We start from the raw sequence: 12986 nt of genomic DNA on the forward strand, positions 1-12986 counted from the left end.
GCACGGGCGAGGTGGGGTGCGTGGCCGAGGTCTCTCCAATACTCCTGGGCTAGACGGCCACCACGTGGGGATGGTTGAGCCGAGCCATGGACTGCGCCTCGCGCACCAGCCGGGCCCGCTCCTCTCCGCCGCCGGTGGAGCCGGCGCCCCGGTGGCGCAGCAGCTTGAGGGCCACACGGCGATCCAGCCGCGAGTCATAGGCCGCCAGCACCATTCCCATGCCGCCCTGGCCCAGGAAGTCCAGCACGGTGTAGCGATCCGCGAGGAGGCGGCCAGGCGCCAGGACCGTAGGAGGCGTGTCCGGTGGCGCCGAGGGCCAGGTAGGAGCCTCGCCCGCTTCGGGGAGGGGAGGGCTGTGCGGCCGCCGCACCGTGGTGGCGAGCTCCTCCGCGCCCGGGTCCGGAGTCGCCTGCTTCGGGGAATCACTCATCTCGATGGTCCTGCGTGCGGCGTGCGCTCTTGCCGAGCATGGGCTGCACGGGGGACATGGGGGCCAGACACCTCCAGTGTAGTGGAGCCGCTGCCTCGGGCCTGAGTCGGATTGCACCCAGCAAGGGCACCGGGAAAAAGGTGATTTCCCGAGCGCACATTCGCGCAGGACGCAGCACCCTACCGGAGGGTCCTGGTTGCTGATCCGACGTGAGGGGTCGGACCCGGTGACACATCGGGGCAACACCCCCGGTGGGCTCACTGGGAATTGTTGGCGGGGCAATGAGTCGTGGCAAGCTGGAGCGTGGCGCCTGCCACCCTCAGTCGAGTCAGAGAGTGCTTCGGCCCGGATCCGTTCGGGCCTCACCAGCCCCGCTTTGTGCCACCGCAGGAAGAAGACGACATGACCGATGCCACACCGCTCGCCAGCATGCTGGTCGCTGCCTCCCGATGCGCGGATCGATCGCGATCCCCGCTCGCGTTGGCGCCGCTGCTGGTGCTCGCCTCTTTGTTGATCAGCGCCCCCGCGCTTGCGCAGCCCCAGGGTTTACCCGAGCTGGAACTCGAGCGCCTCACGCTCAACCCCAACGGCGCGGGCTCGCTGGTGCTGGGCACCGGCGAGGTGCTCACCCGGGGCGGCTACCGCGTCTCCCTCACCGGGCACTACCAGCATGATCCGCTCGCCCTGTATCGCGATGGCGAAAAGGTGGGCTCGCTGGTGAAGGGCCGGATCACCGGTCACCTGGCGGCGGCGTACGGCATCTTCAACTGGTTGGAAGTCTCGGCGCAGGTGCCCCTGCTGCTCACGCAGAGCAGCGATGACCTGACGCAGTACGGCCTGGAGCAGCCCTCGACGGGAGGGGGGCTGGGGACTCCGTACCTGGGCGTGCGTCTGGGGCTGCTGTCCTTGGAGGACGATCGTCCCGTGGATCTGGCCCTGGGGGTTCTGGTGGGGCTGCCCGTGGGCAGTGCCTCGGCGCTGGCGAAGGACGGATCGCCGCGCCTCATCCCCAGCCTCATGGTGGGCCGGCTGTTCGGCACGCTGCGCGTGGGCCTGGATGCGGGCCTGTCGGTGCGCTCGAAGCAGGTGCTCGTCGAGGATGGGAACATCCAGGACGAGGTGGGCTCCGAGCTGCGCCTGGGTGGTGCGCTGTCCACCACGGGCGATGGGCTCCGCGGCGAGGTGAACCTCATCGGCACCGTGCCGCTCGCCCGAGAGGGCGCCGCGCTCGAGGTGCTGGCGGGCGGCCGGCTTCCTCTGGGCCCGGTGGAGGCCTATGCGTTGGCGGGCGTGGCCACGGGGGATGCGCCCGGCACGCCTACGTTCCGCGCGCTGCTGGGCGTGGCGTATGGACACAAGCCCTTCCGGTGCGTGGCGGGTGGCAAGCACACGCCGGAGCAGTGCCCGGATCTGGATGACGACAACGACGGGGTGAAGAACGCCGACGACACGTGCGAGGGCCAGACGGGCCGCGTGGATGCTCACGGCTGCCCGGTGAAGGACTCGGATGGCGACGGCATCATGGATCCGGACGACAAGTGCCCGACGGTGCCGGGCCTGGCGCAGTTCCAGGGCTGCCCGGACACGGACAAGGACGGCATCGAGGACTCGGCGGACAAGTGCCCGACGGTGCCGGGCCTGGCGCAGTTCCAGGGCTGCCCGGACACGGACAAGGACGGCATCGAGGACTCGGCGGACAAGTGCCCGATGGTGCCGGGCTTGGCGCAGTTCCAGGGCTGCCCGGATACGGACAAGGACGGCATCGAGGATGCGGTGGACGCCTGCCCGACCGAGCCCGGCATCCCCGAGCTGAAGGGCTGCCCGGCCAAGGACACGGACGGCGACACGCTGCCGGATCACCGCGACAACTGCCCGACGGAGCCGGGCCCGGTGGACAACCAGGGTTGCCCGGTGCAGGAGAAGCAGGTCGTCGCGATCGAGAAGGATCGGTTGCAGATCAAGGAGCGCGTCTACTTCGACTCCGACAACGCGAAGATCCAGTCGCGCAGCTTCAAGCTGCTGGATCAGGTGGCGAAGGTCGTCCTCGAGCACCCGGAGCTGGAGAAGGTCTGGATCGAGGGCCACACGGACGAGCGCGGCAGCAACGACTACAACAGCGAGCTGTCGCAGCGCCGCGCGGAGGCGGTGCGCGACTACCTGATCAAGAAGGGTGTGTCGCCGAAGCGTCTGGAGGCGAAGGGCATGGGCCGCAGCCTGCCCGTGGCGCCGAACACCACCGAGCAGGGCCGGGCGGCCAACCGCCGGGTCGAATTCCTCACCACGCCCCGCGAGGGCGCGCAGCACTGACCGCGGGGGACGAGACACATGAAGAACTCATCTTCGAGGAACCTCATCCGCACCGCGCTGCTGGCGGTGCTCGTGTGCGCGCTGCCTGCCCTGGCCGGAGAGGACATCTACGGCGTGGGCAATGGGCACAACGGCGCACTCAATGTGAGTACGAACAACACCATCATCAATGCCTATGCCCGGGTGACTGCCCCGCTGGCTCCTGGGGCCACGACCCTCACGGTCTCCACGACCAGCGGCTTCGGGGTCAATGACGTGGTGATGATCATCCAGACCACGGGCATCGTCCCTGAGCCGGCCTCGGGGGGGCCGACGAGCATCGACCTCAGCAGTGATCTGGTGGGGCGCTTCGAGCTGGCGCGGTTGTCTGGGGTGGCGGGGACGACGATGACCATGACCCAGCCGCTGCTCTATTCCTACGCGGCGACCTTCACCCAGGTGGTGAGGGTGCCGGAGTACACCGACGTGACGGTCGGCTCGGGGAGCCTCATCGCTCGCTCATGGGACGGGAGCACGGGCGGCATCCTGGCCTTCCTGGCCACGGGCACGGTGACCGTCAACGGCACCATCAGCGTCACGAGCCGAGGCTTCCGCGGAGGCCAGTTCGCCCAGGACACGTCGGCTGCGAACAACTGCTCGGCGTTGGATGAGGCCGCTCCCAAGGGGGCGCAGAAGGGCGAAGGCATTGCCGCCTCCCGCTATGGGCCGGCGCAGACAGGCCGAGGCCGGGTGGCCAACGGAGCAGGTGGTGGTGTGTGCTTCAAGTCGGGCGGCGGAGGCGGTGGTAACGGAGGCGTGGGAGGTGATGGAGGCAACAGCGCGGATGGACCGCGGGCCGTGGGAGGGCAGGGCGGCGCGTTGTTGACCTATCCCGCGGCCACCCGCCTGACGCTGGGAGGAGGCGGTGGGCCTTCTCACATCACGAGCACTGCGACCGCGGCAGGCGGCCAGGGTGGAGGCGTCATCTTCATTCGCGCCAAGAACCTCACTGCCATCTCGGGCAGCATCCTGGCCGACGGCTTCTTCTCGCAGGACAGCACCCAGGACGGTGGTGGCGGTGGTGGCGGTGGTGGCACCATCCACATGCGCTTCTCGGGGACGGCGAGCTGCACTCCCTCCAAGGTCCATGCGTTCGGAGGCCAGGGTGGCAGCACGAACCAGACTGCAGGTCCGGGCGGCGGCGGTGGTGGTGGCCGGGTGGTGTTCCAGGCGTGTGGTGGCGCTCCGCTCTGCCCGCTGGGGACCGCCAATGTCATCGGTGGGTTCTCGGGCGTGCAGACGGCCGCGGGGGGAGATCCGTACGGTGCGACGGCGGGCGGGAACGGCGCCTATACGCTGCTCGCGGACTGCTACTCGCCGCTGACCGCGCCGGTCGTGGTGACGCCGGCGAACGGCTCCAGCACCAATGACAACACGCCCACGTACACCGGCACGCTGGCCCTGCCCTATCCAGCGGGCACCGAGGTGATCATCTACGTGGATGGCGTCGAGCTGACGCGCGTGACTCCGGATTCCTCCGGCAACTGGTCGTTCACGCAGCCCACGAGCCTGGCGGAGGGGACCCACAACGTCAACGCCGTCGCGATCAACACGGCGCAGAACCTCCAGAGCTCCCCGAGCAGCACGAACTTCTTCTCGGTGGACAGCACGCCTCCGCCGGCTCCGGTGGTCACGGCTCCCGCGAACGGTTCGACGACCAAGGACAGTACGCCGGACTACACGGGCACGGCCGAGCCGAACAGCACGGTCACCGTGATCGTGGATGGGGTCGTGGTGGGCACCACCACGGCCAATGCTTCGGGCAACTGGACCTTTACGCCGACCACGCCGCTGGCCGATGGCCCGCACACCGTGAAGGCGAGGGCCACGGATTCGGCGGGCAACACGGGCTCGGACTCGAACACGAACACGTTCACGGTGGATACGGTTCCTCCCGCGGCCCCGGTGGTCATCACTCCGGCCAACGGCTCGAGGACCAATGACAATACGCCTACCTACAGCGGTACGGCGGAGCCTGGGACCACGGTCACGGTGATCGTGGACGGGACGCCGGTGGGAACGACCACGGCCAATGCGTCGGGCAACTGGAGCTACACGCCGGCCACGGCTCTGGCGGATGGAGTGCACTCGGTCAGCGCCACGGCGGCGGATGCCGTAGGCAACGTGAGCCCGCAGTCGAACACGAACACGTTCACGGTGGACACCACGCCGCCGGTCGCTCCGGTGGTGGTCACTCCGGCCAACGGCTCGAGGACCAATGACAACACGCCGACCTACAGCGGCACGGCGGAGGCCAACAGCACCGTCACGGTGTTCGTGGATGGCGCTTCGGTGGGGACCGTGACGGCGGATGCTTCGGGCAACTGGAGCTACACGCCGACCACGCCGCTGGCGGATGGCGCGCACTCGGTGAAGGCCCGTGCCACGGATGTGGCGGGGAACACGAGCGTGGACTCGAACACCAATACGTTCACGGTGGACACCACTCCTCCTCCCGCGCCGGTGGTGATCGCGCCAGCCAACGGTTCGACGACCAGTGACAGCACGCCGACCTACAGCGGCACTGCGGAGGCCAACAGCACGGTCACGGTGTTCGTGGATGGCACGGCGGTGGGCACTGCGACGGCGGATGCCTCGGGCAACTGGAGCTACACGCCGACCACGCCGCTGGCGGACGGCTCCCATACGGTGAAGGCCCGCGCCACGGATGTGGCGGGGAACACGAGCACGGACTCGAACACGAACACGTTCACGGTGGACACCACGCCGCCAGCCGCTCCCGTGGTGATCGCGCCAGCCAACGGTTCGACGACCAACGACAACACGCCGACCTACAGCGGTACGGCGGAGGCCAACAGCACGGTCACCGTGATCGTGGATGGCACGACGGTGGGGACCGTGACGGCCAATGCCTCGGGTAACTGGAGCTACACGCCGGCCACGCCGCTGGCGGATGGCTCCCATACGGTGAAGGCGCGCGCCACGGACGCGCAGGGCAATACGGGCCCGGACTCGAACACGAACACGTTCACGGTGGACACCACGCCTCCGGCGGCTCCGGTGGTTGTTACTCCAGCCAACGGCTCGAGGACCAGCGACAACACGCCGACCTACAGCGGGACGGCGGAGGCCAATAGCACCGTCACGGTATTCGTGGATGGCACGGCGGTGGGCACTGCGACGGCGGATGCCTCGGGCAACTGGAGCTACACGCCGGCCACGCCGCTGGCGGATGGCGCGCACACGGTGAAGGCCCGTGCCACGGATGTGGCGGGCAACACGAGCGTGGACTCGAACACGAACACGTTCACGGTGGACACCACGCCGCCGGCCGCTCCCGTGGTGGTCGCGCCGGCCAATGGCTCGACGACCAGTGACAACACGCCGACCTACAGCGGTACGGCCGAGCCGGGCAGCACCGTCACGGTGTTCGTGGATGGAACGGCGGTGGGCACTGCGACGGCGGATGCCTCGGGTAACTGGAGCTACACGCCGGCCACGCCGCTGGCGGATGGCGCGCACACGGTGAAGGCCCGCGCCACGGACGCGCAGGGCAACACCGGTCCGGATTCGAACACGAACACGTTCACGGTGGACACCACGCCGCCAGTCGCGCCAGTGGTGGTCACTCCGGCCAACGGCTCGAGGACCAATGACAGCACGCCGACCTACAGCGGCACGGCCGAGCCGGGCAGCACCGTTGCGGTGTTCGTGGATGGCACGGCGGTGGGCACTGCGACGGCGGATGCCTCGGGCAACTGGAGCTACACGCCGACCACGCCGCTGGCGGACGGCTCTCATACCGTGAAAGCCCGCGCCACGGATGTGGCGGGGAACACGAGCGTGGACTCGAACACCAATACGTTCACGGTAGACACCACGCCGCCGGCGGCTCCGGTGGTCGTCACTCCGGCCAACGGTTCGACGACCAGCGACAACACGCCGACCTACAGCGGCACGGCGGAGGCCAACAGCACGGTCACGGTGTTCGTGGATGGCACTTCGGTGGGTACTGCGACGGCGGATGCCTCGGGCAACTGGAGCTTCACGCCAACAACTTCGCTGACGGATGGAGTCCACTCCGTGCGAGCGCGGGCTACGGATGCGGTGGGCAACACGAGCACGGACTCGAACACCAATACGTTCACGGTGGACACCACGCCGCCGGCGGCTCCGGTGGTTATCACTCCGGCCAACGGCTCGACGACCAACGACAACACGCCGACCTACAGCGGCACGGCGGAGGCCAACAGCACCGTCACGGTCATTGTGGATGGCACGACGGTGGGCACCACCACGGCCAACGCTTCTGGGGCCTGGAGCTACACGCCGACCACGCCGCTGGCGGATGGCTCGCACACGGTGAAGGCGCGCGCCACGGACGCACAGGGCAATACGGGCCCGGACTCGAACACCAACACGTTCACGGTGGACACGACGCCGCCGGCGGCTCCAGTGGTCGTCACTCCAGCCAACGGCTCGACGACGAGCGACACCACGCCGACCTACAGCGGCACGGCCGAGCCGGGCAGCACCGTCACGGTGTTCGTGGATGGCACTTCGGTGGGGACCACCACGGCGGATGCCTCGGGCAACTGGAACTACACACCGACCACGCCGCTGGCGGATGGCTCGCACACGGTGAGGGCCCGGGCCACGGACGCCACGGGCAACACGAGCACGGACTCCAATACCAACACGTTCACGGTGGACACCACGGCCCCGTCCGCCGCGGTGGTGACCGCGCCGCCCAATGGTGCGACGACGAGTGACAACACGCCGACCTATACCGGCACGGCCGAGCCGGGCAGCACCGTTACGGTGTTCGTGGATGGCACGGCGGTGGGGACCACCACGGCGAATGCCTCGGGCAACTGGACGTACACGCAGACCACGGCGCTGCCAGATGGCCAGCACAACGTGAAGGCGCGCGCCACGGACGCGCAGGGCAATACGGGTCCGGACTCGAACACCAACACGTTCACGGTGGACACCACACCGCCTCCCGCTCCGGTGGTGCTCACTCCGGCCAACGGCTCGACGACCAGCGAGAACACGCCGACCTACAGCGGTACGGGAGAAGGTGGAAACATCGTCACGGTGATCGTGGATGGCACGGCCGTGGGCACCGCGGGGGTCAGCCTCTCCACGGGGACCTGGTCCTTCACGCCGACCACGCCGCTGGCGGATGGAGTCCACACGGTGAAGGCCACGGCCGTGGACGTGGTGGGCCACACCAGCCCTGAGTCCAACACCAACACGTTCACGGTGGACACCACGGCTCCGGCGGCTCCGGTCGTGACGGCTCCGGCCAACGGCTCGACGACCAACGACAACACGCCGGCCTACGCAGGCACGGCCGAGGCCAACAGCACCGTCACCGTCATCGTGGATGGGACGCCGGTGGGCACCACCACCGCCAACGCCTCGGGGGCCTGGAGCTTCACGCCGATCACCGCCCTGGCGGATGGCGTACACTCGGTGAAGGCCAAGGCCACGGACGCGGCGGGCAACACGGGCCCCGAGTCCAACACCAACAGCTTCACGGTGGACACCACGGCTCCGGCTGCACCGGTGGTGACGGCGCCGGCCAATGGCTCGACGACGGGCGACAACACGCCGACCTATGCCGGCACGGCCGAGGCCAACAGCACCGTCACGGTGATCGTCGATGGAACTCCGGTGGGCACCACGACGGCGGATGCCTCGGGGGCCTGGAGCTTCACGTCCACGGCAGGTCTGCCCAACGGTCTGCATACGGTGAAGGCCACGGCCACGGACGCGGCGGGCAACACCGGCCCCGAGTCCAACACCAACTCCTTTACGGTCGACACCGATGTTCCGGATGCGCCGGTGGTGCTCACGCCGGCCAACGGCTCGATCACCAGCGACAACACGCCGACCTACAGCGGCACGGCCGAGCCGGGCAGCATCGTCACGGTGTTCGTGGATGGCACGGCGGTGAGCACTCTCCCGGCGGATGCCTCGGGCAACTGGAGCTACACGCCGGCCACGGCGCTGGCGGACGGCGTGCACGCGGTGAAGGCCACGGCCAAGGACGCGGTGGGCAACACCAGTCCGGAGTCCAACACCAACAGCTTCACGGTGGACACCACGGCTCCGGCCGCACCGGTGGTGACGGCGCCGGCCAATGGCTCGACGACGGCCGACAACACGCCGACCTACAGCGGCACGGCCGAGCCGGGCAGCACCGTCACGGTGAGCGTGGATGGCACGCCGCTGGGAACCACGACGGCGGATGCCTCGGGGGCCTGGAGCCTCACGCCGGCCACGGTCCTGACGGATGGCCTCCACATGGTGAAGGCCCGGGCCACGGACGCGGCGGGCAACACCAGCCCCGAGTCCAACACCAATAGCTTCACGGTGGACACCACGGCTCCGGCCGCGCCCGTCGTCGTGACGCCGGTGGATGGCTCGACGACCGGCGACAACACGCCGACCTATAGCGGCACGGCCGAGCCGGGCAGCACCGTCACGGTGATCGTGGACGGCACGGCGGTGGGCACCGTTCCGGCGGATGCCTTGGGCAACTGGAGCTACACGCCCGCGGTGGGCCTGTCCAACGGTCTGCACACGGTGGAGGCCACGGCCAAGGACGCGGTGGGCAACACCAGCCTCCCGTCCAACACCAACAGCTTCACGGTGGACGCCACGATTCCTCCGGCGCCCGTGGTCGTCACCCCGGCGAACGGCTCGGTGACCAACAACAGGACGCCGCCCATCACTGGCACCGCTGAGGCCAACAACACCGTGACGGTCTACCTGGGCACCGACGAGCTCGGCACCGTCCAGGCGGATGCGAGCGGGAACTGGACCCTCACGCCGACCACGCCGCTGGCGGACGGCACCTACGAGGCCTATGCGGTGGCCGCCAATGCCGTGGGCAACCTGAGCGGGCGTTCCAACGTCAACGCCTTCATCGTCGACACCGTGGCGCCGGCCGCTCCGGTGGTGACGAACCCCGCCAACAACTCGGTGACCAATGACAACACGCCGACCATCTCCGGCACCGCGGAGCCCGGGAGCACGGTGACGGTGAGCCTCAACGGCACAGAGGTGGGGACTGCCACCACGGACGCGGCGGGCAACTGGTCGCTCGTGCCTACGACTCCGCTGCAGGATGGTGCCTACATCGCGGTCGCCACGGCCACGGATGACGCGGGCAACACCAGCGGCCCCTCCAATGAGGACCACTTCATCGTCGACATCACTCCGCCGGACACTCGCATCGACTCCGGACCCGCGGCGCAGACCGAGGACCCGGACGCCACGTTCGACTTCAGCTCGCCCGAGACCGGGGTGACCTACGAGTGCAGCCTCGACGGAGCGGCCTTCACGCCGTGCTCGGACCCCGTCACGTTCCAGGACGTCTCGGAGGGCAGCCACACCCTCCAGGTGCGTGCCCGGGACGGCGCGGGCAACGCGGACCCGACTCCCGCCACGGCGACGTGGAACTACCAGCCGCCTCCGCCTCCGCCTCCGGACTGGGCGCTGCTGGGCAACGGTGTGGGCTGCGCCTCCACGGGCGGCAACCCGTCGTCGCTGGCGATGATGGGGCTGGCGGTGCTCTCGGCGCTGCTGGCCCGGAAGCGCCGGCGGTAGGCAGCAGGAGCGGGGCTCTCCAACGGCGGCGACCCGGACTTCAGCGGGCCGCCGCTTCGGACAGCAGCCGCACGTTGAGTGCGGCATTCCCGAAGAACTGGGTGTTGTTCCCGACGGGGTGGAAGTCCAACCGGTGCTGGAGCTCGGCGTCGTAGCGGCCGAGCTTCATGAAGCCGTCGTTGAACCAGCCATCTCCCTCGCCCGAGCCGTCCACGTACTGGGCGTACTGGTCGGCGGCCGGCCAGATGACGGAGTCGAGCGTCACGGTGAGGGCGCGCACGTCGTCATCCGTCCACTCCATTCCCGCATCCCGCGCCTCGATGATGAAGCCGACCACGCCGTTGCCGTGGGCCACGTCCTGGCCCGGCCGGGAGTGGGAACCCCACCTGTCATTCCAGAAGGCGGCCCCCGCGTTGACGGGGCTGGTGACCACCTGGGCCCGCAGGGAGGAATCGACGTTCGGCAGGCTCCGGTTGATGTTGTTGAAGACCTCCAGGTACCAGGCCCTGCGGTTCGCATCCGGCGTGATGAGGTGCAGGTTCATCGCGATCGCGGCCCAGTGCGAGGCCATGTGCGTGTTGGCCCGGTAGACGTAGCTGTTCGCCCCGCGCACATACCATTTCTCGAAGATGTCCTTCTCCGAGAACTCCAGCAGCCGGTGGTACTGCCCGCGATACTTGCCTTCGTAGAGCGCGGGCGTCTCGCGGATGACGCGCAGCAGGCGGCTCACGTAGCGCCAGCAATAGCTCTCGTTGAGCGCCACCTCCTGCCCTGGCGTGTCCGGGTTCTCGGAGGCCCAGCCCCGGTACGTGTCCTTGAACTGGCTGTCGGGGAGAGACCAGGAGTCCCGGGCCGAGTTGACGAGGTGGGTGACGTAGAGCAGCGCTCGGTCGAGGTACTGAACCTTCCCCGTGGCCCGGTACATGGCGGTGTTGCCATCGATGCCGTACGCGAGGGTGTAGAACTGCGCGCTGTCGAGCGAGGTGCTCATGGGCAGGAAGCTCATCCTGTGCTCATCGTCCCAGTTGCCCAGGAAGAGCATCTCCCAGTCGTAAACGGAGCGGAGCCCGGGAGGCGTGGGCGGGAGCAGCGGCGTCTCATCCGACAGGGAACGAGGGACACACGCCGCTCCCGCAAGGAGCGAGAGGAATGTGAGCGCTTCCCTGCGAGTACGACGATTGCTTCCGCGACAGGAGTCCACCATGACGACCGTCCTGGAAGGAGGCATTGGCCACCGGCCCGGGTGGAAACTCTTACGGGGCACGCGAGAGGGCACAAGCCATTGTGTGAGGGGTGTCTCGCGGATCACGGAGCCCCCGATCCCTGAGGCAGGTTGAACTTCAGCGTTCGGAGGTCAACCTTCCGTGCTCTCATGAGAATTGTCTGTGTTGGTGCGGGCCCCGCCGGTCTGTATTTCTCGATCCTGGCGAAGCTGTCGAACAGGAACCACGAAGTCATCGTGGTGGAGCGCAATCCCCCGGGAGTGACGTACGGGTGGGGAGTCGTGTTCTGGGAGGATCTCCTGGACGATCTCTACCGGAGCGATCCGGAGAGCGCGCGGGCCATCGAGAGAGCGGCCGCCGGCTGGGATACGCAGGAGATCCACCTTCGAGGCCAGCAGGTGGCCCATGTGGGCCGCTATGCGTTCAGCATGGGGCGCGAGCGTCTGCTGGACATCCTGCTCGATCGGGCGAAGAGCCTCGGGGTGAACGTCCAGTTCCAACGCAAGGTCGAGGATCTGTCCGAGTTCTCGGGCTCATCGCTGATCGTCGCCTGCGATGGGGCCAACAGCCGGATCCGCCAGCTCCACGGCAATCCCTTCCACACCCACGTGGAGCAGGGGAAGGCCCGCTACATCTGGCTGGGCACCGACAAGGTGTTCAACAAGTTCACGTTCGCCTTCGAGGAGACCCCGGCGGGCTGGATCTGGTTCCATGCCTACCGCTTCAACGACGAGGCCAGCACCTGCATCGTCGAGTGCCCGCCGGAGACCTGGGAGGGGCTGGGCTTCGGCCAGTTGGGGCCTGATGAGACGCTCCGGTGCCTGGAGGGCATCTTCAAGCGCCACCTGGAGGGCCATTCACTGATGATCCAGAAGCGGGGTGACGGCACGACGCAGTGGCTCAACTTCAAGCGCGTCACCAACGCGCGATGGAGCCATGGCAATGTCGTGCTGATGGGCGATGCCGCCCACACCACCCACTTCTCGATCGGCTCGGGGACGAAGCTGGCCATCCAGGATGCGATCGGACTGGCCAGGAAGCTGTGCGCCGCGGCGAGCCTCCCCGCGGCGCTCGTGGAGTATGAGCAGGAACGGCGCACCGCGCTGACTTCGCTGCAGAGCGCGGCACGCCTCAGCGCCAGGTGGTTCGAGAACGTCCCGCGCCATGTTGATCAACACGCGGTGGATTTCGCCTGGGCGCTGCTGAACCGCCGGGGAGTCCCGCAACGGTGGCGTTACCTCCTTCACCTGGCCAGCCAGGATGCGGCGGTGAGAGACATGCTGCGCTGGGGCCATTCCGCCAGGGGATGGGTGCGGTCACGCCTCAGGCCCAGGGCTTCCGCCGCCCCGGGGTGAAGCCGGGACTGCGGCGCTCAACTGCCTCCCTGCCCTGGGTTGCACCCC

5 protein-coding genes are annotated in these 12986 nt (G+C 68.5%); 3 read left to right on the forward strand and 2 right to left on the reverse strand.

Annotated elements, in window-relative coordinates; translation table 11 throughout:
* Window positions 1–49: 49 nt before the first annotated feature.
* The gene (locus tag KY501_RS54310) at window positions 50–430 is read right to left on the reverse strand and encodes a protein kinase family protein (RefSeq protein WP_224364413.1); all 381 of its coding nucleotides are present in this window, start codon (window positions 428–430) and stop codon (window positions 50–52) included.
* Window positions 431–832: 402 nt separating this feature from the next.
* Here KY501_RS54310 and KY501_RS18015 point away from each other — a divergent pair, with 402 nt between their 5' ends.
* Window positions 833–2737, forward strand: a complete 1905-nt coding sequence (locus KY501_RS18015; RefSeq protein ID WP_224364414.1) for an OmpA family protein — start codon at window positions 833–835, stop codon at window positions 2735–2737.
* Between the two features lie 18 nt (window positions 2738–2755).
* Window positions 2756–10360 carry an adventurous gliding motility protein AgmC gene (gene agmC / locus KY501_RS18020; RefSeq protein ID WP_224364415.1) on the forward strand — a complete coding sequence of 2535 codons (7605 nt, stop codon included), beginning with the start codon at window positions 2756–2758 and terminating at the stop codon, window positions 10358–10360.
* A gap of 40 nt (window positions 10361–10400) precedes the next feature.
* Here agmC and KY501_RS18025 read toward each other — a convergent pair whose 3' ends face one another.
* Complete coding sequence (locus tag KY501_RS18025) at window positions 10401–11564, reverse strand: hypothetical protein (protein WP_224364416.1); 1164 nt, start codon at window positions 11562–11564, stop codon at window positions 10401–10403.
* A 168-nt stretch (window positions 11565–11732) separates the two neighbouring features.
* On the opposite strand from KY501_RS18025, the gene KY501_RS18030 reads away from it, so the two are divergent.
* Window positions 11733–12938 (forward strand): FAD-dependent monooxygenase, encoded by a 1206-nt coding sequence (locus tag KY501_RS18030; protein ID WP_224364417.1) that lies wholly within the window; start codon window positions 11733–11735, stop codon window positions 12936–12938.
* The last annotated feature ends 48 nt before the right edge of the window (window positions 12939–12986 follow it).

It is taken from the genome of Hyalangium versicolor (assembly GCF_020103695.1).
GTDB classification, from domain to species: domain Bacteria; phylum Myxococcota; class Myxococcia; order Myxococcales; family Myxococcaceae; genus Hyalangium; species Hyalangium versicolor.

Bases quoted from the DNA above. Each gene is read 5' to 3' on its own strand.
- agmC (WP_224364415.1), top strand. From the start codon at position 2,756: ATGAAGAACTCATCTTCGAGGAACCTCATCCGCACCGCGCTGCTGGCG.
- KY501_RS18030 (WP_224364417.1), top strand. From the start codon at position 11,733: ATGAGAATTGTCTGTGTTGGTGCGGGCCCCGCCGGTCTGTATTTCTCG.
- KY501_RS18025 (WP_224364416.1), bottom strand. From the start codon at position 11,564: ATGGTGGACTCCTGTCGCGGAAGCAATCGTCGTACTCGCAGGGAAGCG.
- KY501_RS54310 (WP_224364413.1), bottom strand. From the start codon at position 430: ATGAGTGATTCCCCGAAGCAGGCGACTCCGGACCCGGGCGCGGAGGAG.
- KY501_RS18015 (WP_224364414.1), top strand. From the start codon at position 833: ATGACCGATGCCACACCGCTCGCCAGCATGCTGGTCGCTGCCTCCCGA.